Origin of the sequence: Streptomyces sp. BHT-5-2 (assembly GCF_019774615.1) — a bacterium.
GTDB lineage: Bacteria > Actinomycetota > Actinomycetes > Streptomycetales > Streptomycetaceae > Streptomyces.
Genome location: NZ_CP081497.1, coordinates 598,736 through 622,985, shown reverse-complemented (window position 1 = coordinate 622,985; position 24,250 = coordinate 598,736). Strand labels below are relative to the sequence as shown.

At 75.2% G+C, this 24,250-nt stretch carries 21 protein-coding genes; 12 read left to right on the top strand and 9 right to left on the bottom strand.

The window, feature by feature from the left end; genetic code table 11:
* Positions 1–6 precede the first annotated feature (6 nt).
* The gene (locus tag K2224_RS30740) at positions 7–1,179 is read right to left on the bottom strand and encodes an alpha-hydroxy-acid oxidizing protein (RefSeq protein WP_221910465.1); all 1,173 of its coding nucleotides are present in this window, start codon (positions 1,177–1,179) and stop codon (positions 7–9) included.
* A gap of 256 nt (positions 1,180–1,435) precedes the next feature.
* Between K2224_RS30740 and K2224_RS30735 the strand changes: the two genes are divergently transcribed.
* The 4 genes from K2224_RS30735 to K2224_RS30720 all read left to right on the top strand — a co-directional run bounded on the left by K2224_RS30735 (position 1,436) and on the right by K2224_RS30720 (position 5,412).
* The gene (locus tag K2224_RS30735; protein WP_221910464.1) at positions 1,436–2,722 is read left to right on the top strand and encodes a VWA domain-containing protein; all 1,287 of its coding nucleotides are present in this window, start codon (positions 1,436–1,438) and stop codon (positions 2,720–2,722) included.
* Positions 2,722–3,591, top strand: a complete 870-nt coding sequence (locus K2224_RS30730; RefSeq protein ID WP_221910463.1) for a hypothetical protein — start codon at positions 2,722–2,724, stop codon at positions 3,589–3,591. The genes K2224_RS30735 and K2224_RS30730 overlap by 1 nt, the downstream gene beginning before the upstream one ends.
* A 198-nt stretch (positions 3,592–3,789) precedes the next feature.
* On the top strand, positions 3,790–4,230 hold the full coding sequence (locus K2224_RS30725) for a hypothetical protein (protein ID WP_221910462.1): 441 nt from the start codon (positions 3,790–3,792) through the stop codon (positions 4,228–4,230).
* Positions 4,231–4,287: 57 nt separating this feature from the next.
* Complete coding sequence (locus K2224_RS30720) at positions 4,288–5,412, top strand: PP2C family protein-serine/threonine phosphatase (RefSeq protein ID WP_221910461.1); 1,125 nt, start codon at positions 4,288–4,290, stop codon at positions 5,410–5,412.
* 37 nt (positions 5,413–5,449) lie between these two features.
* Here the strand turns inward: K2224_RS30720 and K2224_RS30715 are convergent, their stop codons facing one another.
* Positions 5,450–6,625: a PP2C family protein-serine/threonine phosphatase gene (locus K2224_RS30715; protein ID WP_221910460.1), complete on the bottom strand. Its 1,176-nt coding sequence runs from the start codon at positions 6,623–6,625 to the stop codon at positions 5,450–5,452.
* 165 nt (positions 6,626–6,790) lie between these two features.
* Positions 6,791–8,347, bottom strand: a complete 1,557-nt coding sequence (locus tag K2224_RS30710) for a hypothetical protein (protein ID WP_221910459.1) — start codon at positions 8,345–8,347, stop codon at positions 6,791–6,793.
* Between the two features lie 216 nt (positions 8,348–8,563).
* Between K2224_RS30710 and K2224_RS30705 the strand changes: the two genes are divergently transcribed.
* Positions 8,564–8,929 (top strand): metalloregulator ArsR/SmtB family transcription factor, encoded by a 366-nt coding sequence (locus K2224_RS30705; protein ID WP_221910458.1) that lies wholly within the window; start codon positions 8,564–8,566, stop codon positions 8,927–8,929.
* A complete protein-coding gene (gene mgtA, locus K2224_RS30700; RefSeq protein ID WP_221910457.1) occupies positions 8,913–11,675 on the top strand; it encodes a magnesium-translocating P-type ATPase in 2,763 nt (920 codons plus the stop codon). Before K2224_RS30705 ends, mgtA begins: the two co-directional genes overlap by 17 nt.
* Before the next feature lie 13 nt (positions 11,676–11,688).
* On the opposite strand, the gene K2224_RS30695 is transcribed toward mgtA, so the two are convergent.
* Together K2224_RS30695 and K2224_RS30690 are read right to left on the bottom strand one after the other, a co-directional pair.
* A complete protein-coding gene (locus tag K2224_RS30695; protein WP_221910456.1) occupies positions 11,689–13,086 on the bottom strand; it encodes a hypothetical protein in 1,398 nt (465 codons plus the stop codon).
* A gap of 90 nt (positions 13,087–13,176) precedes the next feature.
* Entirely contained in the window at positions 13,177–14,673 is a 1,497-nt protein-coding gene (locus K2224_RS30690) for an LCP family protein (protein WP_221910455.1), read from the bottom strand.
* Between the two features lie 158 nt (positions 14,674–14,831).
* Here K2224_RS30690 and tatA point away from each other — a divergent pair, with 158 nt between their 5' ends.
* Positions 14,832–15,149 (top strand): Sec-independent protein translocase subunit TatA, encoded by a 318-nt coding sequence (tatA, locus tag K2224_RS30685; RefSeq protein ID WP_221912045.1) that lies wholly within the window; start codon positions 14,832–14,834, stop codon positions 15,147–15,149.
* A gap of 217 nt (positions 15,150–15,366) precedes the next feature.
* Positions 15,367–16,155 carry a hypothetical protein gene (locus K2224_RS30680; protein ID WP_221910454.1) on the top strand — a complete coding sequence of 263 codons (789 nt, stop codon included), beginning with the start codon at positions 15,367–15,369 and terminating at the stop codon, positions 16,153–16,155.
* Positions 16,156–16,203: 48 nt separating this feature from the next.
* Here the strand turns inward: K2224_RS30680 and K2224_RS30675 are convergent, their stop codons facing one another.
* Both K2224_RS30675 and K2224_RS30670 read right to left on the bottom strand, forming a co-directional pair.
* On the bottom strand, positions 16,204–16,785 hold the full coding sequence (locus K2224_RS30675; protein WP_221910453.1) for a TerD family protein: 582 nt from the start codon (positions 16,783–16,785) through the stop codon (positions 16,204–16,206).
* Between the two features lie 147 nt (positions 16,786–16,932).
* Positions 16,933–17,199, bottom strand: coding sequence for a GlsB/YeaQ/YmgE family stress response membrane protein (locus K2224_RS30670; RefSeq protein ID WP_221910452.1), 267 nt, complete (start codon positions 17,197–17,199; stop codon positions 16,933–16,935).
* Positions 17,200–17,407: 208 nt separating this feature from the next.
* Between K2224_RS30670 and K2224_RS30665 the strand changes: the two genes are divergently transcribed.
* Complete coding sequence (locus tag K2224_RS30665) at positions 17,408–18,454, top strand: zinc-dependent alcohol dehydrogenase family protein (RefSeq protein WP_221910451.1); 1,047 nt, start codon at positions 17,408–17,410, stop codon at positions 18,452–18,454.
* Here the strand turns inward: K2224_RS30665 and K2224_RS30660 are convergent.
* Together K2224_RS30660 and K2224_RS30655 are read right to left on the bottom strand one after the other, a co-directional pair.
* Complete coding sequence (locus K2224_RS30660; RefSeq protein ID WP_399020479.1) at positions 18,441–18,815, bottom strand: MmcQ/YjbR family DNA-binding protein; 375 nt, start codon at positions 18,813–18,815, stop codon at positions 18,441–18,443. The genes K2224_RS30665 and K2224_RS30660 overlap by 14 nt on opposite strands.
* Positions 18,816–18,902: 87 nt before the next feature.
* Positions 18,903–20,363, bottom strand: coding sequence for an SDR family NAD(P)-dependent oxidoreductase (locus K2224_RS30655; protein WP_221910450.1), 1,461 nt, complete (start codon positions 20,361–20,363; stop codon positions 18,903–18,905).
* 318 nt (positions 20,364–20,681) lie between these two features.
* Between K2224_RS30655 and K2224_RS30650 the strand changes: the two genes are divergently transcribed.
* From K2224_RS30650 to K2224_RS30640, 3 genes are read left to right on the top strand one after another with little or no spacing between them, the layout of a single operon-like run.
* Positions 20,682–21,095 (top strand): CU044_2847 family protein, encoded by a 414-nt coding sequence (locus K2224_RS30650; protein ID WP_221910449.1) that lies wholly within the window; start codon positions 20,682–20,684, stop codon positions 21,093–21,095.
* A complete protein-coding gene (locus K2224_RS30645; RefSeq protein ID WP_221910448.1) occupies positions 21,095–23,302 on the top strand; it encodes a trypsin-like peptidase domain-containing protein in 2,208 nt (735 codons plus the stop codon). The genes K2224_RS30650 and K2224_RS30645 overlap by 1 nt, the downstream gene beginning before the upstream one ends.
* On the top strand, positions 23,299–24,249 hold the full coding sequence (locus K2224_RS30640; RefSeq protein WP_221910447.1) for a MoxR family ATPase: 951 nt from the start codon (positions 23,299–23,301) through the stop codon (positions 24,247–24,249). Before K2224_RS30645 ends, K2224_RS30640 begins: the two co-directional genes overlap by 4 nt.
* Position 24,250 lies beyond the last annotated feature (1 nt).

Genomic DNA, 24,250 nt, shown 5'->3' with positions numbered 1-24,250 from the left:
GGTGCTTCAGAGGCGCACCAGGGCGTCCGGTACGAGGGAGTCCAGGGTCGGATAGCCGTCGACGGCCATCAGCAGGTCGGCCTCGGCGAGCAGCGAGCGCAGGACGTGCTCCACGCCGTCGGTGCCGCCGAGCGCCAGCCCGTAGGTGTAGGGGCGGCCGACGCCGACCGCGGTGGCGCCGAGGGCGAGCGCCTTGACCACGTCGGTGCCGGTGCGCACCCCGGAGTCGAAGAGCACCGGCAGCCCGTCGGCGGCGGACACCACGCCGGGCAGCGCGTCCAGCGCGGGCAGGCCGCCGTTGGCCTGCCGGCCGCCGTGGTTGGAGCAGTAGACGCCGTCCACGCCGCCGTCCCTGGCCCGGCGGACGTCCTCGGGGTGGCCAAGGCCCTTGAGGAGCAGCGGCAGCTCGGTCAGCGACCGCAGCCAGGGCAGGTCGTCCCAGGTCAACGGGTTGCCGAAGACACTGGCGTAGAGGGCGACGGCGGCGGCCGGGTCCTCCTCCGGCGGCTTGCGGAGGCGGGAGCGGAAAACCGGGTCGGAGGTGTAGTTGGCCAGGCAGTGGCCGCGCAGCTGCGGGGAGTTGGCCAGCGCGAGGTCGCGCGGGCGCCAGCCGAGGGTCCAGGTGTCCAGGGTGACGACGATGCCCTGGAAGCCGGCCGCCTCGGCGCGGCGGACCAGGCTCTCGGCGAGTTCCCGGTCGGTCGGGGTGTAGAGCTGGAAGAAGCCGGGGGTGTCGCCGAACTCGGCGGCGACGTCCTCCATCGGGTCGGCGGAGAAGGTCGAGGCGATCATCGGGACGCCGGTGCGGGCCGCGGCCCGTGCGGCGGCCCGATCGCCGTGTCCGTCCCGGGTGCACAGGCCGAGCACCCCGACCGGCGCCATCATCAGCGGCGACGGCAGCGTCCGGCCGAACAGCTGGACCGACAGGTCCCGTCGGGCGGCGTCGACCATCATCCGCGGCATCAGCCCCCAGCGTGCGAAGGCGGCGGCGTTGGCCCGCTGGGTGTGCTCGTCGCCCGCGCCGCCGGCCACGTACGACCAGACCTGCGCCGGGAGGACCGCCTCCGCGCCCGCCTCCAGGTCGGCGAAGGTCACCGGCAGCTCGGGCAGTTCGCCGCGCAGGCCGTCGGCGTAGATCTGTTGCTGGAAGTCGCCGAAGTGCTGGGGCGTGGACGGCATCGGCTGCGTCTCCGTTCTGTCGCTGGTCCGCGAGTGCTCACGGCTCCTGGGGCCCGCGGGGTTACCCGCGGGTTGCCAAGAATTCCTATCGCGTTCCGGCGCCGGGCGACATGGGTGGACGCGCCAAGATGCTCCCCGTCCGGCCGGGTGGAGGAGGAGGGAGGGGTTCCGGGCGGCCGCTCCCGCTACGCGGCGTTTGCGACCCTCCGTCAGGGTCGTTTTGGAGTCGGGCCGATTTACTCCATACGATCCGGCGATGATCACCACGACGATCACCAGACGGATCACCAGAAGAAGGCTGGCGGCCGGGGTGTGCGGGCTGCTCGCCGCGATGGCGATGGCGCTGTCACCCACGCCGGCGTCGGCCGGCGAACCCACGAAGCCGGCCGCCCCCAAGGTGGAGCTGACCCTCGACGTCAGCGGTTCGATGCGGGCCCGGGACATCGACGGGCAGAGCCGGATGGCCGCGGCGAAGCAGGCGTTCAACGAGGTGCTGGACGCCGTGCCGAAGGACGTCCAGCTCGGGATACGGACGCTCGGTGCCAACTACCCCGGCAACGACCGCACGGTCGGCTGCACGGACACCAAGCTGCTCTACCCGGTCGGGCCGCTGGACCGGACCGAGGCCAAGACCGCGGTGGCCACGCTCGTGCCCACCGGCTGGACGCCGATCGGTCCGGCCCTACAGGCCGCCGCCCAGGACCTCAAGGGCGGCGACGGCCAGCGCCGGATCGTCCTGATCACCGACGGCGAGGACACCTGCCAGCCGCTGGACCCCTGCCAGGTGGCCCGGGACATCGCCGCCCAGGGCATCCACCTCACCGTGGACACCCTCGGCCTGCTGCCGGACGCCAAGACCCGCCGTCAGCTGAGCTGTATCGCCGAGGCCACCGGCGGGACGTACACCTCGGTGCAGCACACCGCCCAACTGCGGGACCGGGTGCACCAGTTGGTGAACCGCACGGCCCGGAAGACGGCCACTCCGGTGACGACACAGGGCGCCGCGCAGTGCGACAAGGCGCCGACGCTCAAGCCGGGTCTCTACAGCGACCGGGAGAAGTTCGCCGAGCACCGCTGGTACCGGGTCGACGTCAAGCCGGGCCAGGAGCTGCGCGCCGCGGTGAGTATCGGCGCGGACCGCGCGGTCGACAACGACTACGGGGTGCTGCTGCGGGCCTCGACCGTGCACGGCCGGGAGATCGTCCGCGGCGCGGAGGCCGGTGACGGGCGGACCGACGTCATCTCGACCGGGCTGCGCTACGCCAAGGCCAAGGGCGGTTCCTCGGACGAGGCGCCCGAGACGGTCTGCCTCCAGGTCAGCAACTCCTTCTCCGCGGCGCCCTCGGTCAAGACCGAGCCCGGCCTGCCGGTGGAGCTGGCCGTCGACGTCGTCGACGGGCCGCACGACGCCTCCGACGTGGCCTCCTTCGGCCTCGGCCGGGGCTGGTGGCTGCTGGCCGCCCTGGCGCTCGCCGGTCTGGTGGGCGGCCTGGTCTGGGGCTGGATCTCCCGTTGGCGCATCACCGTCTGGAGGACCAACTGATGCGGAACCTACGCGACATGACGGCCCGTGCGGCGCGGGCTGCGGGGCTGCTGGCGAGCGCGGCGGCGCTGGTGTTCGCCGGCGGTGTGGCGGGGGCCGGCGCGGCCGTGGCCGACAGCCCGAGCCCGAGTCCCAGTGCCAGTACCGGTGACGGGGATGCCGCCAAGGGCCCGACGGAGGCCGGTACGTCGTTCCGTACCTCCACCCCGATCGCCCTGGACCAGCGGGCCACCGCCAGTGCCTCCACCGGCGACTACCTGTACTGGGTACTGCCGGCCGACGTCGGGCAGCAGGTCACCGTCGACGCCAAGGTGACGGTGCCGCAGTCCGCGCGGCACGGCACGGCAACCTGGCAGCTGGACGTCTACGACGGGCTGCGGCGCCGGCAGGCGTGCCGCTACGGCGCGACGACCAGGACGGCGGCGCAGGACGCCGGGTCGGTCGAGCTGTCCTGTGCGCTGCGCACGGTGCGCGGCTGGGCGGAGCAGTGGTCGAACGACCCGCTGCCGGGCAACTATTACGTCCGGCTGACCGTCGTCGACCTGCCCCAGGAGGATCTGGGGCAGCCGGTCCAGGCGGAGGTCAAGGCGTCCGCGACCGACGTGGGCGGCGCCCGGGCCGTGGACGGCCGGCTGTCGGCCCCGCTGGTGGCGGGCGCGGGTACCGCCTCGCCCGAGCCGCAGCCGAGCAGCTCGGCGGAGCAGCCGGCCGCGGACGGTGCGCCGGACGGCGGCTGGTCCTCGGGCCGGTGGTCGGACCGCTGGGTGTGGACCGCGGTGGGCGGTGTGCTGGCGGCGCTGGCGGGCATCGGCGGCTACCGCATGACGCGCGGGTCGGGCCGGCCGGCGCAGCTGCCGCCGCGCGTCTGAGCGGACGCGCGGCCGGGCCGGGCGGCCCCGGTGGGGCTCCCCCGCCCCACCGGGGCCGCCGGCCGCCGGAACCCGGGCCTCCGGAACCTCCCGGGCCCAACCGGCAACCTCGCGACGGGAATCGCCCTCACTCCGGACGACAGGCAAACCGTCCGCGCACCCGACCGGGCGCGCACCACACCCGTGGAGTGAACCTCAGTGAAGCCCAACCGTCCCGTCCGCCGGATCGCCGGCACCACCGCCACGGCCCTGCTGCTCGCCGCCGGCGCCGTCGGGGCCCTGGCCTCCCCGGCCTTCGCCAAGGCCAACTCGGTGGCCGTCGGCAAGGTCGCGCTCGGCGCCGGGCGCCCAGCGGCCGTCACCGCCGAGCTGACCTACTCCTGCGACCCGGGGTCGACCGTGCACCTGGCCGCGACCGCCACCAGCCTGGTCGCCAAGGGCCACCACAAGGCCGTGGCCACCGGGACGCTCGCCAACAAGAAGCTGAGCTGCGACGCCCGCAACCACATCGTCCGGCTGGTCCTGCACCCCAAGCCCGGCTCGGTGTTCCACAAGAAGCAGCGCGTCGTGATCGAGGCGGCCGTCGTCACCCCGCGTGGCGCCCACTACGCGGACGCGACGAAGGCCGTCACGCTCTGATCCCGCACCTGCGGCGGCCTGTGGGCGGACGGGCCGCCACAGGTGTAAAGAGGAGGTATGCGCGTCCGGCGCGGTTCCTCCCGCAGCGGCCGGCCCTGGCGGCTGAGCCGCGGGCTGATCGCCCTTCCGCTCGTGCTGATCGCGGCGGTCACCGCACTGGACCTCAACTCGCCCACCACCATCCACCTGGGCCCGTTCCTGGTGGCCGCCCCGGCGCTGACCGCCGCGTTCGCCGGGGCCCGCAGCACCGCGGCCGTCGGCGCCCTGGCCGTGGCCGCCCAGATCCTCATCGGCCATCTGCACGGCGGGCTGACGACCGCGAACCACGAGGCGCAGATCGCCGCGCTGTTCGTGCTCTCGGTGCTGGTCACGGTCTTCCGTTACGCCCGGGACCGGCACCAGCGGCAGCTGAGCCGGGTGCGGTCGGTGGCGGTGGCGGCCCAGCAGGTGCTGCTGTGGCCGCTGCCGCACCGGATCGGGCGGCTGCGCATCGAGTCGGCGTACATCTCGGCGGAGGCGGAGGCCGAGATCGGCGGCGACCTCTACGGGGCGGTGCCGCTGCCCGGCGGGGCCCGGCTGGTGATCGGGGACGTCCGCGGCAAGGGCCTGGCCGCGATCGGGGAGGCCGCGGCGCTGGTCGGGGCGTTCCGGGGCTCGGCCTACCAGAACCTCCCGCTGCCGGCGGCCGTCGCGCACCTGGGCAACTCGGTGTTCTGGAACCAGGCGCACGCCCCCGAGGAGGACCCGGAGGCCTTCATCACCGCCCTGGTCATGGACGTGCACGAGGACGGCCCGGCCATCGAGATGATCAATTGCGGGCACCCGCCGCCGCTGCTGCTGCGCGCGGGACGGGTCCGGTCGCTGGAGGTCGCCGAGCCGGCGGTGCCGCTGGGGCTGACCGCCCCGGCGGAGGGCGACTACAAGGTCGAGTCCTTCGCCTTCGCACCGGGCGAGGTGCTGCTGCTCTACACCGACGGCGTGATCGAGACCCGGGACCGCTCGGGGACGTTCTATCCGCTGACCGACCGGCTGACGCACTGGAACGAACCGGACCCGGCCGCGCTGGTCCGGCGGCTGCACGACGATCTGCTGCGGTTCGCGGACGGCAACCTGGGCGACGACGTCGCGATGATCGCGATCACCCGGCCGCCGGAGTCCGGCCCGGACGCCCCGACGCCGTAGCGCTGCCGGTGACGGCGCCGAGGGTGGCGCTGCCCGCTCAGCGGCGGCGGATCCGCGCCGCCAGCACCGCCACATCGTCCTCGGCGGGCCGGCCGCCCAGGTGCCGCAGTACCTCGTCGAGGGCCTCGGCCACACCGGCGCCGGCCGGCAGCCGCATCCGGGCGAGCCTGGCCAGGGAGGCGTCGATGTCCTCGCCGCGCCGCTCGACCAGGCCGTCGGTGAACATCAGCAGGGTGTCGTCGGGGGTGAGGGTGCGGGTGACCGGTTCGTAGCCGCCGGCGCCGGTGCCCAGCGGGGGTCCGGCGGTCACCGGGAGCAGCCGGGCGGTGCCGTCGGCGCCGAAGACGACCGGCGGGAGGTGGCCGGCGCTGGCGAACGAGGCGATCCCGCGGGCCGGGTCGAGCTGGGCCAGCAGGCAGGTCGCCGGGCGGCGGCGGTCGTCGCGGGCCACCACGGTGTCGAGCTGGCGCAGCACCCGGTGGGGCGGCAGCTCCGCGGCGGCGACCTCGCGCAGGCCGGAGCGGTAGGCGTTCATCTCGACGGCGGCCTCCAGGCCGTGCCCCATCACATCGCCCATGACCAGCAGGGTCCGCCCGAAGTGCAGCCGTACCGTCTCGCACCAGTCGCCGCCGACCAGGGCGCCGCTCTCGGCCGGCAGATGGCGGGTGGCCAGCTCCAGGTTGGGGTGCGGCCGGCCGGGCTCGGCCAGGAGGGCGCGCTGGAGGTCCAGGGCGGTGCGCCGGGCGGCGGCGTGCCGTTGGGCGTGGGCGAGGTGGACGGCCGCCAGCCGAGCCGCGTGGTGGAGGGTGGCGGTCTCGTGCGCGCTGAAGCCGCCGCCGGCGCGGGCGGCGCGCAGGACGCCGTGCAGCCGGCCGTGCGCCAGCAGCGGGATCGACACCGGGGCGGAGGCGGTGGCGCCACGCGGTTCCAGGAGGCGGGTGCGGCCCTCGGCGGCGACCCGGTGGAGGGCGGCCGGCGAGACCTCCGCCCCGTCGGGGCCGGCGTCCGCCTCGGCCCCGCCCGGCGCCGCGTCGACGGCCTCCTGCGGCAGCAGTTCCACCGCGGCCGCGTCGCACAGCACACCGCAGACGAAGCGGGCGAGTTCGGCGCAGGTGGTGTGGGCGTCCAGGGTGGTGCCGATCCGCTCGGCGGCGTCCTCGGCGGCGCGCAGCCGCCGCGCACGCTCGGCGTGGCCGGTGCTGATCGCGCTCATGTGCCCACTTCCGGAACTGCTGCTGGTGCGGAGAGCTGACGCGGTGACCGGTGGGGGCTCCCCGCATGTCGATCAAACACGCTGCGGAAGCCCACGGTCCTTACCGGTGGGCGGAGAGCGGATGAATTCTGGGGGGACGGGCGTTCACCGGCATGCGCGGCGCCGTCACCGGGCGGCCGCTGCCGGGGCGGCGTCGGCGTGCGGTGCAGGCGGGAGGTAGGCACGGTAGCCGCGGAAGGTGCCGGTGTCGGCCAGGGCCACGTGCCGCCAGCCGCGGGCGAGGATGGGCGGGGCGGCGGACGGCGGGACGAGCACCGCCACCGGGTGCCGGTCGGCCTCGACGCGAAGCTGCTCCGGGGTGGCGGAGGCATCCGGGCCGGCGGTCTGCCGTGAGGCGCAGCCGGCGTAGTAGGCGAGCTGGACGGCGTGGTCGCCGGTGAGCGCGCAGGGCGGCCGGACCCCGAGCGCGTGCAGGGCGTCGGCGGCGGCCGTGAAGTCCCGGCGCATATGGCGGTTGCGGGCGGTGTCCCCGGTCAGCACCGCGAACTGGACGGCCAGGTGGGCGGCGAGCGCCACGGCGAGCAGGGCGGTGGTGCGCGGGCGCGGCCGGCGCCCGGACACGGCCGGTCGGCACAGGCCGTCGGCCACCGGCAGGGCCAGCAGCGCGTAGGCGGGGAGCAGGAAGCGGGGCGCCGCGTAGTCGATGAGGAAGAGGTACGGCGCCGCGGTCGCCACCGCCACGGCGGCCGGCAGCAGCGCGGTGGCCGGGCGGCCGGCGCGGACCGCGGCCCGGACGCCGACGGCGGTCAGCAGCGGCAGCGCGAGGAACCACACGGCGGTGAAGGGATGGGTCCAGGGCACGTCGCAGGGCCGGCACAGCCCGCGCCCGTCCAGGCTGCGGATCTGGTCGTCCAGGGCCGGGTGCCAGCCGATGCCGCCCTGGATCTCGGCGGCCCGGTGCAGCCGCGCGGCCAGTCCTCCGTAGCGGGTGTACGCCTCGACGATCCAGTCCGCGGCGCCCAGCAGGAACCCGCCGGCCATCAGCGGTACCAGGGCGGGGCGCCGCCACCGGGGCACCACCAGGGCCGCCGCGGCCGGCACCAGCATCAGCCACCCGGCGTCCGGCGGGCGCATCAGCGCCACCACCGCGACGGCCGCCGGCAGCCCGACGAGCGCCCGGCGGTCCGCACGGTCCCGGACCGCGCGCAGGAAGCAGCCGGTGGCGGCGAGCACTCCGTAGGCGGCCCAGAGATTGGGCATCGCCTGGGGGCCGTAGTAGAGGGTGATCCACAAGGTGGCGAAGAGGGCGCCGGCCAGCGCCAGTACCCGGGTGGGGAGCAGCGGCCGCCAGACCCGCAGTGCGGCCCAGAGGCCGGCGCCGGAGAGGACCGCGAGGGCGATCCGCAGGGCGGTGGTGGAGGAGGTCAGCTCGGTGACCGGGGCGATCAGGTAGGTGATGCCGCGGGCCCGGGGCGCGCTGAAGAAGGCGGCCGGCACGTCGCGGGCGACCTGGCTGACGTAGACCGTCTCGTCCCATCCCAGGCCGGTGCCGGGGACGACCAGGAGCAGCTGGAGCAGGGTGAACGCCGCGCCGGTGGCGGCCGGCCCGGGCCGCGGGCGCGCTGCCGGGCGCGTCCCGGCGGGCGGACCGAGGCGGGCGGGGACGGTTGCCCGTGCCGTCCGGACCGCCCGGCTGTCGGGCAGGGACCGGCTCTCTTCCATGCGCAGACCTCGCGGGGTGGGGTGGGCGCCCATGGGGGGCGGGGCCGCGTCGGTCCCCGGCGCCCATCATGGGGGCCGCGGGCCGCCCCGGCACTCGCGCGCGCCTGTTCGGCACGGAGTTTCGGCCTGCCGGCGGATCGGGTCAAGGCCCGTCGGACACGCCCTAGACTGGGCGTTCCGGAGGCAACGGGCTACCCCGGGGGACGGAGTGCGGCAGTGGTGAGGGGCATCGAGGGGGAGGCCGCGGCGGGCGACCCGTCCGCCGCGGTGCTGGGCGAGGCGGCCGCGCTGTTCGGGCTGCTGGCCTCTCCCCCACGGCTGCACATCGTCTGGGCGCTGGCCCAGGGCGAGAGCGACGTCAGCGGACTCGCCGAACGCGTCGGCGGCGCCCTGCCCGCCGTCAGCCAGCACCTGTCCAAACTCAAGCTCGCCGGCCTGGTCCGCTCCCGCCGCGAGGGCCGCCGGGTCGTCTACGTCGTCGACGACCCGGACACCGTCGCGATGATGCAGACCCTGGTCGTCCATCTCGCCGCCCGCGGCGAGGGCGTGGCACCGGCCCGCCTGCGTGGGCTCGGTGCCTGAGATCACCGCGGCGCCGGGTCCCGGAGGGGTACCCGCGGACGCCGGAGCGGTGCGCGCGGACGCGGCGGGGCCGGCGGACGGGCCCGGGGCGGTGGAGCCGGCGGCGCTGACGGCCCTGCCGACGATGCAGCTGATGCGGTGGCTGGACAGCGGTCCGCGCGGGCTGACAGAGGCGCAGGCCGAGGAGCGGCTGGCCCGCTTCGGCGAGAACACCGTGCCGTCGTGGCGTCCGGTGTCCTGGCAGCGGCGATTCCTGGGCGCCCTGCGGGACCCGTTCACGACGGTGCTGCTGTGCCTGGGACTGGTGTCGGCGGCGGTCGCGTCGTGGGGCACGGCCTTGGTGATCATGACGCTGGTGCTGGTCAGCTGTGCGCTGCGGTCCGGCGGTGAGCACCAGGCCGGGCGGGCGATGGCGGCGCTGCGGGAGCTGGTGGCGACCACCGCGACGGTGCAGCGCCGGGCCGGCGCGGACGCGCGACGGGGGCTGCGGGAGCTACCGGTCGATCAGTTGGTGGTCGGCGACGTGGTGCGGCTGGGCCCCGGGGATCTCGTCCCGGCGGATGTCCGGCTGTTGCGCGCCACCGGGCTGACGGTGCATCAGGCGGCGCTGACCGGGGAGTCCGCGCCGGTGCCCAAGCAGGCGCTGGACGCCCCCGCGGACCCGGACGCGTCCGAGCCGCCGCACATGTGCTTCCAGGGCAGCAGCGTGGCGACCGGGAGCGGCACCGGCCTGGTGGTGGCGACCGGCGCGGACACCCGGTTCTCCGCCGCGTACCGCGGACGGGCCCGACGGCGCGGCGAGACCGCCTTCGACCGGTCGGTGCACGGCATCGCCTGGACGCTGATCCGCTTCATGCTGCTGACGCCGCCGCTGGTGCTGATGGCCAATGCCGCGCTGCGCGGGCGGGGGCTGGAGACGCTGCCGTTCGCGGTGGCCGTGGCGGTCGGGCTGACGCCGGAGATGCTGCCGGTGATCGTGACCACCGCGCTGGCCCGGGGCGCCGCGCAGCTGGCCCGGACCAGCGGGGTGATCGTCAAGCGGCTGCCCGCACTGCACGACCTCGGCGCGATCGACGTGCTGTGCCTGGACAAGACCGGGACCCTGACCCAGGACCGGCCGGTCGTGGTGCGGTCCTCCGGACCGGACGGCGCGCCCGATCCGGAGGTGCTGCACTGGGCGGCGGTCAACGCCTTCTGGACGATCGAGCTGGCCGAGCTGCCGGTGCCGGACGCACTGGACGAGGCGGTGCTGGCGGCGGCGGACGAGCAGGGCACCGACCCGCTGGAGTACGAGGGGGTCGCCGCGCTGCCGTTCGACCCGGGGGTGCGGATGTCCACGGCGGTGATCCGCCGCCCGGGGCGGCACGGCGCCCACACCCTCGTCGTCAAGGGCGCGGTGGAGGACGTGCTGGCCCGGTGCGGGCGGCTGCGGTCCGGCGGGCGGGAGACCGCGCTGGACGAGTCGGGGCGGGAGCGGCTGCTGCGGCACGCCGCCGAGGAGGCGGACGGCGGGGTGCGACTGCTGGCGGTGGCCCGCGGCGACCGCCGGCCCCGGCTCGGCGACCACACCGACGCGGACGTGCGGGGCCTGACCTTCCTCGGCTTCGTGGCGCTCGGCGACGCGCTGGCGCCGTCGGCGGCGGACGCCCTGCGGGTGCTGACCGAGCGCGAGGTGGCGGTGAAGGTGCTCACCGGCGACCACCCGGGCACCGCGGCGCGGGCGTGCCGGGACCTCGGGCTGGCGCCGGGCGAGGTGCTCACCGCCGGCCGGCTCGCCGGGCTGGACGGGCCGGCGCTGGCCGAGGCGGTCCGTGGGGCGACGGTCGTGGCGCGCTGCACCGCGCAGGACAAGGCCCGGATCGTCACGGCACTGCGGGCCGCCGGGCACACCACCGGGTTCCTGGGCGACGGGGTCAACGACCTGCCGGCGCTGCACGCGGCGGACGTCGGGATCTGCCCGCGCGGCGCGGTGCCGGTGGCCCGGGAGGGCGCCGACGTGGTGCTGGCCGACAAGGACCTGACCTCGATCGAGCGGGCGATCACCACCGGCCGGCACGCCAGTGGCAGCATCGCGACCTATCTGCGGATCACGCTGTCGTCCAACCTCGGCAACGTGATCGCGATGCTGGCCGCCGGGCTGCTGCTGCCGTTCCTGCCGATGCTTCCGGCGCAGGTCCTGGTGCAGAACCTCTGCTTCGACGCGGCGCAGTTCTCGCTCGCCCACGACCGGCCGGCCCGGGGCGCGGCACGCCGGCCGGCGGTACTGCGACCGCGGGTCTTCCTGCGCTTCATCACCGCCTTCGGCCTGATCAACGCCGCGGCGGACCTGGCGACCTTCGGGGTGCTGGCGTTCGTCGCCCATGCCACGCCGGGCACGGACAGCCCGACGATGTTCCACGCCGGGTGGTTCACCGAGAACCTGCTCACCCAGGGGCTGGTGATGCTGCTGCTGCGCACGGGGCGGCGGACCGCCGAGGGGCGCGGGCTGGGGCCGGTCCCGCTGGCGGTGACCGGGCTGGCGGTGGTCGGTCTGCTGCTGCCGGTGTCGCCGCTGGCGCCGCTGCTGGCCATGTCGGCACCGCCGGCGCTGTACTACCTGCTGCTCGCGGTGGTCCTGACGCTCTACGGGGCGGCGCTGGCGTTCGCGCGGGCGCGGTACGCGCGCCGGGAGAGCGGCGAGGGCGTGCCCGCCGGAGCGCCGGAACGCTCCGCCGAACACGCCCTCGTGGGTGGTCAGGACCGCTGACCGGGCGGGCGGCTCACCAGTCGCCGCCGTCGAACCCTCCGCCGTCGAAGCCGCCGCCGTCGCCGAAGCCGCCCCCGAAGTCCGCGGGGTTGAAGTCGGCGCCGGACTCCGTACCGCCCTCGGGGCCGTTGAAGAACGACGGCGAGTCGGCGAACGCGGACGGGGCGCTGAGCACCGAGCCGAGCACGGTCCCGGCGACCATGGCGGTGAGCACGCTGCCGCCGCCGAAGTAGCCGCCGGCCCACGGGGAGTAGGCCGGTCCGGCGTCCCAGTAGGGCTGCGGGCCGCCCGCGGTCCGGACGGTGCGGGTCATCGGCTCCAGGCCGTCGGCCACGCGGGTGGCGTCGGCGGCGCACGCCGGGACCGGGCGCGGGGCACCGCCGGGCGGGGCCCACTGCACGTCCGTGGTGGAGGGGCCGTGCCGCGGGTCGAAGAAGCAGGGCAGCCGGCGCTCGGGCAGCGGGGCGCCGGTGCGGCGGGCGGCCAGGGTGGCCAGGGCGAACCGGCCGTCCTGAAGGGCCTCGGTCACCGGGCGGACGTCCTCGGGGCGGCGGGCCTCGGCCATCCGCGTCTTGGCGAGGTCGTAGGCGTCCAGGGCGCCGGTGTAGTCGGTGCGCATGGCGTCGGTGGCGCCGGGCTCGGACGGGTTGAAGTCGAGGCGGTCCAGTTCCTCGCCGAAGGCGGTGATGTCCTCGTCGACGACCACCCGCAGCGCCTCCAGCTCGGCGCGCTCGCGCTCCTCGCGACGCTTCCTGGCCCGGCGGAGGAGGGCGTAGCCGCCCACACCGCCGGCCACCACCACGGCGCCGCCGACGAGCAGCCCGGTGGCGGAGCCGCCGTCACCGCCGTCACCCTCGGCCCAGGAGGAGGGGGCCTCGCCGCGGGCCTGCGCGGCGGCCTGCTGGGCGAAGTCGGTGACCATGCCCTTGGTGTCGCCGCGGTGGGAATCCTGGGCGGCGGTCTTGAGGTTGTAGACCGCGTTGTGCGGGAGGACCTGTCGGTCGGCTCCGGCGTTGAAGCCGCCGGCGCCGATGTGGACGGCGTAGACGCCGGTGATGCCGACCTTGGTGCGCAGGTTGCGCATCAGGGTGGTCCGGGGGAACTCGGGGGCGTCCGGCAGGACGGCGACGAAGACCGGCTTGCCGGCGTCGCGTATCTTCCGCGCCAGAGCGTCGCGGTCGGCGTCCGGGAGCTGGTCGCGGACCCGCGGGTCGACGTACACCGGGCTCTTCTTCAGGGACTCGGCGACGGTGTCCAGGCCGCTGCCGGCGGCGTGCGCGGGCTGCGGCAGGACCGCCGCCCCGGCGAGCAGCACCAGGGCCGCCAGCAGGAAGCCGGTCAGCAGTCGGGGCAGAGCGCCGGGGAGAACTCTCGGCAGTGCGCCGGGCGAGGGCCGGCGAAGGGCTGACATGGGACTGGTCTCCTCAACTTCGTAGAGATTTAGGTGACATGGGCGATTTGTAACGTTTCAATGCCGGTGACCGCCGCGAAAGGCGCCGGGTCAACCGTACGAGAGATCGGAACAGGGGTCGTCGGCGGCGGAGCGTGCGGCGCCGGCCGCGCGTTCGGCCGGGGCGCCGGCGCCGAGCGCGGGCCCGTCGGCGTAGTCCCGGCCGAGGATGAGCGTGACGCCGGGGGCGGTGGTCTGCTGGAGGACCGCGCCGGGGAAGTAGCGGGCGACGGTCCGGGCCGGACCCTGCTGCCCTGCGCCGTAGGCGATGACGGTGGCGGTGTGCTGCTGGGTGGCGGCGGTGTCGGTGCGGGTGACGTTGAAGCCGACCGCCCGCAGTTCGGCGGCGGCGTGCGCGGCGAGCCCGGGGGCGGTGGTGCCGTTGTAGACCGCGATGCCGACGCCGCCCGTGGACGGCGGGGCCTGCGGCGCCGGGGCGGGCAGCCCGGCCTTGCCGTCGTCCTTCGCTCCGGGGCGGGCGGCGGCACCGTCCACGGGACGGTCGGCGCGCAGTGCGGACCACAGCCGGTCGGCGTCCGGGTGGACGACCGCGACCCGGGCGCCCTGGTAGCGCCAGGGCAGCGTCAGGAACTTGGTGTTGTGCAGATCGACGTCCTTCATCGACAGCGCGAAGGCGAGGAGGCGGTCCGCCGAGCCCAGTCCGGGGTCGACGGTCATCGCGGCGGTGGCCGCCCGGGCCAGCGGGAACAGCGCGGAGGGGTTCATGCCCCGGGCCCGGACCTTCTTGATGAGCGCGGCGGTGAACGCCTGCTGGCGCTTGATCCGCCCGATGTCCGAGCCGTCCCCGAGGCCGTGCCGGAGGCGGACGTAGTCCAGCGCCCGCTGCCCGGAGACGGTCTGCGGGCCGCGGGGGAAGACCAGCCGGCCGCGGACCGCCCGGTGCGGGTCGAGGTCGCCCTCGTAGACGTCCTGGGGCAGGCAGACGGACACCCCGCCGACCGCGGTGGTGAGCGCGGCGAAGCCGGCGAAGTCGACGACGACGGTGTGGTCCACCCGCAGTCCGGTCAGCCGCTCCACGGTGTTCTGGGTGCAGGCGGGGTTGCCGTTGGCCGTGCGGCCCACGGTGAAGGCGGAGTTGAACATGGCGGCGGGCCGCTGCGGGGTCCACCGGCCGTCCGGCAGCCGGCAGGGCGGGATCTGCACGAGGGCGTCCCGGGGGAAGGAGACCGCGAGGGCGTGCCGGCCGTCGCCGTAGACGTGCAGCAGGAACGCGGTGTCGGAGCGGCCCACGTCGCCCTCGCCGCCGCCCAGCCGGCGGTTGCGGCCGGCACGCGAGTCGGAGCCGATCACCAGGACGTTGGTGCCGCCGCCGGCGGCGGGCCGGTCGCGGCTGAGGCCGTCCTCGCCGAAGGTGGTGATGTCGCCGTTGAGCCGGAGGTAGAGCCAGCCGGCTCCGGCGACCAGCAGCACCAGGGCCGAGACGAGTGCCGCGGCCGTCGCCCGGACCCTGCCGACCGGGCGCCCCCTTTCCCCGGCGGGTCCGTCCCCGCCGTCGTGTGCGGCGCCTGCGGTGTCGCTGCGTGTCACGTGTGCACCCTCGTCCGTGCGCTCCCCTGACGGCGGAGGGATCTCCCGCGCACAGGGTTATACAGTTGCGCAATGTAGCAAGTGATATTCACGGCCGGGTCTGTGCGACCGCGGCCGTGAATTCCGACCGTGGTGACAACGAGAGAAGGGTGGCAGCGATGCTGCGCAACGGACTGGAACCCTGGCATCTGCTGATCGTGGCACTCGTGGTGATTCTCCTGTTCGGCTCCAAGAAGCTGCCGGACACCGCCCGCGCGCTGGGCAAGTCGCTGCGCATCCTCAAGAGCGAGGCCAAGGCGATGAAGGGCGACGACGCGACACCGCCCACCACCGCCTACGCCGCCGCCCCGCAGGAGCCGGCACAGAACCCGGCGGAGGCGCCGCGCACGATCCACGCGGCGCCCGGCGGCGTCAACTCCGGGCATCCGTCCGCGGTCCGCACCGAACAGGAGGCCGGCCCGGGCGCCGCTCACTGAGCCGTACGCGCGGCCGGGCGGCGCGCCCTGCGCCCGCACCGCTCCACGCTCACCCCGCCCATGAACAACACTTTAGGGATTGCGCAATAAGGGAACCATCAAGAAGCGCGCCGCGTTGCCCGGAGGGTGGCCAGATCCGGTCGCCGTCCGCCGGCGCGGCCGCGCACCGGACCGGACCGTCGGGCAACCTCGGCTCTCTACCCATCGGGGAAGACACGTGCACCAGAACGACCGCTTACAGGATCCGGACACCGCCGCATTCGAGCGCACCGTGGACCAGGCCCTGAGCTCCCCGGAGATCAGGGCGGCGCTGGCGCGGACGGCCGGGCCGTTCACCGCCGAGCAGTTGCGCAGTGCGGCGCTCCGGGCGCGCGACGCGCTCACCGCCACGGCGGCGGCCGAACACCGCGAACTGACCCGGCTGCGCGCCGCCGCGGCCGACGGCACCCTGCCGGTGCCCCCGCCCGCCGGGACGGGGTCCCGGAGCGGCGGGGTACTGCCCGCGCTGGGCGTGCTGGTGCCGGGCCTGGCCGCCATCGCGGCGGCCGTCTTCCTCGCCATCGGCTTCGGACTGCGGGCGGTGGCCGAGCCGTCCCAACTGGCCGACGAACTGGTCACGGCGGGCTGGACGTCCGCCGCGGTCGCCTGCCTGGCGGGCCTGACGGGGCTGGGCTGGCTGGTGGTGACGGCCGCGCGCAACCGCACGACCGGCGCCGACTCCCCGGCCCAGGCCGCTCCGGAGGTCGTGCGGGCCCACGAAGCCTGGCAACTGGCCCTGCTGGAACGAGGGGTCATGCCGTTCCTGCTGGGGCGGCTCGATGCCGCGGCGGGCGAGGAGGACGCCATGAACAGCATGGACAGCGGGCTGCCCGCGCTGCCCCTGCAGGCCGGGGCGGCCGGCGGCACGGGCCCGTCCCGGCCGGCAGCCGACGACGACCCCGGCTTCGGCTCCCCGGGCTTCGGCCGGCCGGGCTTCTCCGGGCCGACGGCCCCCGGTGCGCCCTGACCCGCGCCGCCGGGGGACGGCTCCCCCGGCGGCGCGGGCGGCGCCCGCTCACAGATGCGCGGCGATGGCGGGCATCAGATCCTCGAACGTACGGCCCTGGGCGGGCGTGCCGAGGGCCGCCATCTCCCAACCGCCGTCCGACCGGAAGACCTTGGCCATGACCTGGGCGGTGTGCGTACCGCCGCCCGAGAGGGTGTAGCGGGCCAGTTCCTGGCCGTTCGTCTCGTCCAGCAGGCGGCAGAAGGCGTTCTCCACCTCCTGGAAGGTCTGGCCGGTGAAGGAGTTGACGGTGAAGAAGATCTGGTCGACGTGGACCGGCACCCGCGACAGGTCGACCAGGATCGACTCGTCGTCACCGCCCTGGCCGGCGCCGCCGACGAGGTTGTCGCCGGTGTGCCGCACCGAACCGTCGTCGCTGACCAGGTGGTTGAAGAAGACGACGTCGACGGGCTGCTGGCCGGCGAAGAGCACCGCCGAGGCGTCGAGGTCGATCTCCCGGGCGGTGAGCCGGGCGAGAAAGCCCTTGCGGCGCGCGGCCTGCCAGCCCAGGCCCATCCGGACCACGCTCAGCGCACCGCCGTCGGCCTTGCTCAGGCTGACCTTCTGGCCCTTGCTCAAATTCACACTCATCTGATTCCCCATATGTCGGTCTCCACTGGAAACGGATGCGCCGGCACCGCAGTTCCGGCTTCGGCCGGCGAATCCTCGGGCCGCTTCGCGGACGGAGCCGACATACCGGGACGGACGTCGCTGCCGGCCGCCGGGCCGGGCACCCGCTCAGTCCCGGGAATTGCCGAACAACAGCCGGTAGACGATGAGCAGGACCAGGGCGCCGGCGACCGCCGCGACCCAGGTCGCGAGGTCGAAGAAGTTGTGCGCGATCGGGCGGTGCAGGAACTTCGCCGACAGCCAGCCGCCGATGAACGAACCGGCGATGCCGATGAGTGTGGTGCCCACCAGTCCGCCCGGATCGCGCCCGGGAAGCAGGAACTTGGCTATCGCCCCGGCCAGGAGCCCGAGCACGATCCAGCTGATGATGCCCACGGGACATCCTTTCCTCGGTCGTCGGGTACGGGTGTCGTCGGCCGCGGCGGCCGCCGCGGGGCCTCGCCCTCCAAGGACGCGCCGGTGACGACCACCGTTGCGTACGGACCGAAAATCTACATCACTGTAGAAGTTGATGGTCCGGGAACGAGCCAGGCCGTCCGGGGCAGCGTTTGCCCCGGTGACGGGCGGGCGGGACGCTGGGGACATGACGCGCGCCGGGCACTCGGGGACGCTCTCCGGGTGGGCCGTCGAGCGGCCGGGGCCGATCGCCTCTGGGCCGCTCGCTGCGGTGCGCCGGCCCGTTCCGGAGCCGGGCCCCGGGGACCTGCTGGTGAAGGTGGAGGCTTGCGGTGTCTGTCGTACGGATCTGCATCTCGCTGAGGGTGATCTTCCACCGCACCGGCCGGCGACCGTACCGGGACACGAGATCGTGGGCCGGGTGGCTGCCGCGGGTCCGGCGGTGACGGAGTTCCGGGCCGGTGACCGCGTCGGCGGGGCCTGGCTGCGGGCCACCTGCGGGGAGTGCCGGTACTGCCGGGCCGGGGCCGAGAACCTCTGCCCCGCCTCCCGGTACACCGGGTGGGACGCGGACGGCGGCTTCGCGGACCTGACGCTGCTGCCGGCGGACTACGCCTATCACCTGCCGGAAGCGGCGGACCCGGTGACGCTGGCCCCCCTGCTCTGCGCCGGGATCATCGGCTACCGGGCGCTGCGCCGGTGCGCACTGCCACCGGGCGGGCGGCTCGGCATCTACGGCTTCGGGGGTTCGGCACATCTGGCGGCACAGGTCGCGGTGGCCGAAGGAGCCCGGGTGCATGTGCTGACCCGTTCCGTGCGCGCCCGTGAACTGGCCCGCGAACTGGGCGCGGTGTCCGCCGGCGGCGCCTATGACCGCCCGCCCGAACCGCTCGACTCCGCGATCCTCTTCGCGCCGGTGGGCGAACTGGTGCCGGTGGCGCTGGCGGCGCTGGACCGGTCCGGGACGCTCGCCGTCGCCGGCATCCACCTCACCGACATCCCGCCGCTCACCTACGAGGAGCACCTCTTCTACGAGCGGAACCTGTGCAGCGTGACGGCGAACACCCGACGCGACGGGCGGGAGTTCCTGGCGACCGCGGCACGGATCGGCATCCGGGTCACGACCACGCCGTATCCGCTCGGCCGGGCGCCCGAGGCACTCGCCGACCTGGCGGGCGACAAGGTTCAGGGGGCGGCCGTGCTGCTGCCCGACGCGGACTTCAGCCCGTCGTGAGGTAGGCCGCGACGAGGTCGGCGGGGGCCGCCTGCTTCCAGGAGTCGAGCAGGATGTCGCGGAGTTCGTCGAGGTCCTCCAGGGCGGCCAGGCGCACCCGGACCCAGTTCGAACCGGCCTCGTGCGGCGGCACCCAGAACTTCTCCGGCTCCGCCGCGATCAGTTCGCCGCGCTCGTGCACGGGGCACCGCACCGCGAACGAGGTCTCGTCGTCGGGCACGGTGATGAACATCTTCCCGGCGACCCGGAAGGTGGGCATGCCCCACGCCTGCTTCTCCGCGGTCTGCGGGAGGGCGAGCGCGATACGGCGTACGTCGTCGGAGTCCGGCACGGGGCCGGAGCCGGAAGGGGTCGTGGTCACGTCACCAGGGTACGGCGCGGACGATCATCTCCCGTTCGCCGCCGATGACGCCGGAGCCGGCGGGCTCCGGCGCGCCTCCGCCGCGGCTCACCACGGGGACGGGGCGTAGTCCTTCAGGAAGCAGCCGTGCAGGTCCTCGCCCTGTTCACCGCGGACGATCGGGTCGTAGACCCGGGCCGCGCCGTCCACCAGGTCGAGCGGGGCGTGGAAGCCCTCGTCGGCCAGCCGCATCTTCTCCGGGTGCGGGCGCTCGTCGGTGATCCAGCCGGTGTCGACCGCGGTCATCAGGATGCCGTCGGTCTCCAGCATCTCCCGGGCGCTGGTGCGGGTGAGCATGTTGAGCGCGGCCTTGGCCATGTTGGTGTGCGGGTGACCGGCGCCCTTGTAACCGCGGCTGAACTGGCCCTCCATGGCGGAGACGTTGACCACGTACTTGCGCCGGGCCGGGGAACCGGCCAGCGCCGGGCGCAACTTGCTGACCAGCAGGAACGGCGCGGTCATGTTGCAGAGCTGGACCTCCAGCAGCTCGACCGGGTCGACCTCGTCCACCTTGTGGATCCAGCTGTTGGTCGCGTGCAGGTCGGGCACCAGGCCGCCGGCGTCGATCGCGGTGCCCGCCTCGATCCGGGCGGGCGAGGCGGAGCCGCTGGTCAGGGCCAGGGCGGTGAGGTTCTCGGCGGTCAGTCCGGCCGGTCCGCCGGGGACCGCGGCGGGCAGCGCGGGCGTGCCGCTGCCGAAGTGGCCGAGGACGACGGACGCGGGCAGCTCGCCGGCGGGCAGCGGCGCGGACTCGGCCTCCACCAGCTTGGCGTACGCCTCGGGCGAGCGGCGGACGGTCTGCGCGGCGTTGTTGATCAGGATGTCCAGCGGGCCCTCGGCGCTGACCGTCTCGGCGAGCGAGAGGACCTGCGAGGGGTCCCGGAGGTCGATCCCGACGATCTTCAGCCGATGCAGCCACTCCGCGCTGTCCGGCATCGCCGTGAAGCGCCGGACCGCGTCGTTGGGGAAACGGGTCGTGATCGTGGTGTGCGCGCCGTCCCGCAGCAGCCGGAGCGCGATATACATACCGATCTTGGCGCGGCCGCCGGTGAGCAGCGCCCGCCGCCCCGTGAGGTCGGTACGGGCCTCCCGGCGCGCCCGGTTCTCCCGGGCGCAGGAGGGGCACAGCTGGTGGTAGAAGGCGTCGACCTCGACGTACCGGTCCTTGCAGACGTAGCAGGAGCGGGGTCGCTCCAGGAAGCCGGCGATCTCGGTGGTCACCGAGGTGGTCAGGGCGCGGCCCATGGTCTCGTCGTCGATCCGGTCGGCGGCACCGGTGGCGGTGGCCTCGGTGACGGCCTTGTCGTGGGCGGTCTTGGCGGCCCGGCGCTCCTGCCTGCGGCGGCGCTTGACCTCGCGGAAGACGCCGGCGGTGGCCCGTCGTATGGTGATCGCGTCGGGGTGGTCCACCGGCAGCTCGTCCAGCTCTTCGAGGACGCTCAGGCAGATCGCCATCCGCTCCGCGTCGATTCCCGTGCTCTCGGCCCGGCCTTCTTCGGTCACCGTCATCGCCGCTGCCGCTTTCCTGGATCGTTCGGTCTCTCCAGGCCGGGCGTTCCGTTCTCGGGACCCTCGGGACTGCCTGTTCGAGCTTCGGCGGAACTTTACGTAGCGGCGGGCGGCTGCGCCAAACCGGCGGTGACCGGGCGACGGTCGAGGCGGTGGCGGGGGCGTGCCCGGCGGGCGGGCCGGGCGCTTTGGAACCTGCGGGAATCGTCACGGACGGTGCCGCGTCGACCGCGCAGTGGTGCGCCGCGGGTCGCGGGATGCGGGCGGAGATCCGGGCATTCCGCTGTCATGATCGCCGGTGGTCGGCACAATGGGGGCGTGCCGAATCACTCTGAACTCTCGCTCGCCGATGGGACTTCCGTCCGTCTGGAGCTCGCTCCGGCGCACGGCGCGCCGCAGACGGCCGCGCCGGCGGGCGCCCCCGCGCCCGGGCCGAACGGCGGTGCGCCGGTCGACCTGCCGGACGGGATGGGGCCGGCGGTGCCGGTGGCCCGTGGCGGTGAGCGGGCCGCGGCGACCGCGGTGGCGGCGCTGCGCACCACGCTCCGGCCGCTGGGGCCGCTGCTCCAGGAGATCCATGACGCGATCACCGCCTCCGAGCAGCCGCCGGACGAGATGTCGGTGCAGTTCGGGGTGCAGGTCGGCCAGGACCTGAAGCTGGGCATCGTCGGCGCCAACGGGCAGGCGTCCTTGACGATCACGGCTACCTGGCGGCCGCAGCAGGCCCGGTGATGGGCTGGTTCCGTGAGCGGGGGCCGGGCGGCGGGGCCGACACCGGCGGGTCGGCGGACCCCCGCCACCGCGTGGTCTCCGTCCTGCGCGCGGCCGACGGCCGGTCCGCCGGGGCCGGTGTGGTGCTGACCCGGGATCACCTGCTGACCTGCGCCCATGTCGTCAACGACGCCCTGGGCAAGGGGGCGTTCGAGGCCGCGCGGCCGGACGACGCCGTGCTGGAGGTGCGGCTGCGCGGCCCCGCCGGGCAGGTGACCGGTGAGGCGCGGGTGATCCACTGGCTGCCGCCCCGGCGGCTCGACGGCGGCGAAGGGCCGCCCGGGCCGGGCGAGTTGGAGTGGGCGGGCGACCTCGCGGTGCTCCGCTTCAGCCTGGCGGAGCCCTCCCCCGGGCAGCGGCCGGCGGGGGCGCCGGTGCCGGAGTTCCGGGCGATGTGCGTCGGGCAGGCGGTCCGCGCCTGGCACGGCAGCGCGCACGGGGGGACGTTCGCGGAGGTCCGGGTGCGGTCCTGCGACGGCCGGGTGGGCTATCTGGACGGGGCCCTGTCCGGGATGGCCATCGGGCCCGGCTACAGCGGCGGGCCGCTGTGGTCGGACGCCGAGGACGCGGTGGTGGGGCTGGTCGCGGCCGCCCTCCTGCCGCCCCTGGACCCGGTGACGGGCCGTCCGCTGCCCTACGAGGCGGGGCATCCCACCCGGCGCAGCTGGGGCATCCCCTGGCAGCGGATCGAGGACGAACTGCGGGCCGCCGGCGCCGGGGCGCTGCTGGCCCGGTCGGAGCCGGACGGCGCTCCGGCGGATCCGGCGGAGGGGGTGCTGGCGGATCTGCTCGCCGGCGTCTTCCCCACCCCGGTCTCCCGGGGCGAGTTCGCCCGGGCGGTCGCCGAGCGCTGCGGGCTGAGCCACCCGGCGCGGCCGCCGGCGCCGACGACGGAGGAGTTCGCGCGGGTGCTGGTGACCGAGGAGCGGGCGCTGGCGGCGCTGACCGAGGCGCTGCGCTCCCGGGATCCGGCGGCGGTCGAGTCGCTGCTCAAGGCGGGCCGGCTGTCCCCGGTGCCGCGGCTGCTGTCGCCGCGGGAGCACGAGCGGCTGCGGTCGCTGCTGGACGCGGTGCCCGGCCCGGTCGCCGAGCAGCTGCCGGAGGCCGTCCGGGCCGCGCTGCCGATGGCCGCCGGCCTGCCGCACGGGACGGTCCCGGACGGTGAACTCCTGGGCTACTTGGAGCAGTTGACCGGCGACAGCCGTTCCGGCCCGTCGGAACAGCGGGTGCCGGGCCTGCTGCGGGCGGTGGAGTTCGTCGCGGTGCTGTGCCCGGCCCCGGAGCGGGCCCGGCTGCGGCTGTGGGCGGACGGGGTGGCCGCCCGGCTCGGGATCCCCACGGGTTCGCTGCGGGAGCGCCGGGCGGACGCCGAGGAGTGGGCGCGCGGCCGGGCGCGCCGTGGTGCCCCACCGCGCCTGCTGGTGCATCTGGCGACGGTGGGCGCGGACGCCTTCCGGCTGCGACTGTGGTGCGACGACGGGACGGGGGGCGGGCTGCACCGCACGGACACCGGGCCCGACCGCGACCGCACCGCGGCGGAGGCCGCGCGGGAGGTGCTGCGGGAGCTGGCCCGGCTGTGCCGGACGGATCCGGACGCCGGCCGTCCGGTCGTCGAGGTGCTGGTGGACCGCGACGGACTGGAGATACCGGTGGACGAGTGGGAGTTCACCGAGCCGGGCGAGCTGGTCCCCGGCGTCCTCGGCGCGGAGTACGCGCTGGTGGTGCACTGTCCGGAACTCCTGCGCCGCAACGAGCGTTTCCTCTCCGACTGGCGCCACCGCTGGGACCGTCTGGAGTCCGCCGCCCCGCTGCGGCTGACCGGTGCGACCCAGGTGCGCGAGGTCTACGGCATGCTGCTGGAGCGCCGCGATGCCGCCCGGGTGTCGGTGGAGGTGCCGGCACCGGTGCGACGGGAAGTGGTCCAGGTGTGCCTGGCGATGGGGGTGCCGGTGGTGCTGTGGGACCGCGCCGCGGCGCAGGACGCCTCGCCGGCCGTCCGGCAGGTGGCGGGCGCACCGGCCCGGGCCCTGCCCGAGCAGGTCCGCTCCTACCGTGCCAAGACCCTGCACCACCCCTCCGACCACACCGGCAGACCGGTCCTGGCCTGGGCCGACCCGGACCGTGCGCTGCCCGAACTCCAGCTGTCCGAACCGACGGAGGCACCGTGATTCCCGAACCCACCGCCGACTGGCGGCTGTTCAAGGGCGACGGCACCCGGCACCGGGCCGTCCTGCCGCCCGCCCCGCCCTGGCGCCGGTTCGGCCCCCGGCGGGGCGGCGCCGGCCCGCTGCCGTATCTGATCGCCCCGGAGCACGCCGACGTGGTCAACGCCGCGCTGCACCTGCGGCGGCCACTGCTGGTCACCGGGCCGGCCGGCACCGGCAAGTCCTCGCTGGCCCGGGCCGTCGCGCACGAGCTGGATCTCGGCGAGGTGCTGCGCTGGCCGGTGAACAGCCGGTCCGGCGTGCAGGACGCGCTGTACCGCTACGACGCCATCGGCCGGCTGCGGGAGACCACGCTCAGCCGCGACCGGGGCGAGGTCGAGCCGTCCATCGGGAGCTTCGTCCGCCTCGGGCCGCTGGGCACCGCCCTGGTGCCGGGCCCCCGCCCGCGGGTGCTGCTCGTCGACGAGCTGGACAAGGGCGACGTCGATCTGCCCAACGACCTGCTGACGGTGTTCGAGGAGGGCGTCTTCGAGATCCCGGAGCTGGCCCGGCTGCCGGAGGCGCAGTCGGTGGTGGAGGTGCTGCCGGCGGACTCCAACGACCCGGTGCGGGTGGAGCGCGGGAAGGTGCTGTGCACCGAGTTCCCGGTGGTGGTGATCACCAGCAACGGGGAGCGGGACTTCCCACCGGCGTTCCTGCGCCGCTGTGTCCGGCTGGACCTGCCCACCCCCGACGAGGAGCGGCTGCGGGCCATCGTGGCGGCGCACCTCGGGGACGAGTCGCTCACGGGGGTGGACGAGGTGCTGCGGGAGTTCCTCCGGCGCCGCGGCCGCGACGAGCTCGCCACCGACCAGCTGCTGAACGCGGTGTTCCTGCGCACCGGCGGCGTCGACCTCGATGCCGAGGGGCTGTTGGACGCGGTGCTGCACCAACTCGGCGGGACCGTCTGAG

Coding starts and splice junctions, on each gene's coding strand:
- K2224_RS30740 (WP_221910465.1), bottom strand. CDS start 1,179: ATGCCGTCCACGCCCCAGCACTTCGGCGACTTCCAGCAACAGATCTAC.
- K2224_RS30720 (WP_221910461.1), top strand. CDS start 4,288: ATGCGCGTCCGGCGCGGTTCCTCCCGCAGCGGCCGGCCCTGGCGGCTG.
- K2224_RS30655 (WP_221910450.1), bottom strand. CDS start 20,363: ATGACGGTGACCGAAGAAGGCCGGGCCGAGAGCACGGGAATCGACGCG.
- K2224_RS30730 (WP_221910463.1), top strand. CDS start 2,722: ATGCGGAACCTACGCGACATGACGGCCCGTGCGGCGCGGGCTGCGGGG.
- tatA (WP_221912045.1), top strand. CDS start 14,832: ATGCTGCGCAACGGACTGGAACCCTGGCATCTGCTGATCGTGGCACTC.
- K2224_RS30695 (WP_221910456.1), bottom strand. CDS start 13,086: ATGTCAGCCCTTCGCCGGCCCTCGCCCGGCGCACTGCCGAGAGTTCTC.
- K2224_RS30645 (WP_221910448.1), top strand. CDS start 21,095: ATGGGCTGGTTCCGTGAGCGGGGGCCGGGCGGCGGGGCCGACACCGGC.
- K2224_RS30665 (WP_221910451.1), top strand. CDS start 17,408: ATGACGCGCGCCGGGCACTCGGGGACGCTCTCCGGGTGGGCCGTCGAG.
- K2224_RS30735 (WP_221910464.1), top strand. CDS start 1,436: ATGATCACCACGACGATCACCAGACGGATCACCAGAAGAAGGCTGGCG.
- K2224_RS30675 (WP_221910453.1), bottom strand. CDS start 16,785: ATGAGTGTGAATTTGAGCAAGGGCCAGAAGGTCAGCCTGAGCAAGGCC.
- K2224_RS30715 (WP_221910460.1), bottom strand. CDS start 6,625: ATGAGCGCGATCAGCACCGGCCACGCCGAGCGTGCGCGGCGGCTGCGC.
- K2224_RS30710 (WP_221910459.1), bottom strand. CDS start 8,347: ATGGAAGAGAGCCGGTCCCTGCCCGACAGCCGGGCGGTCCGGACGGCA.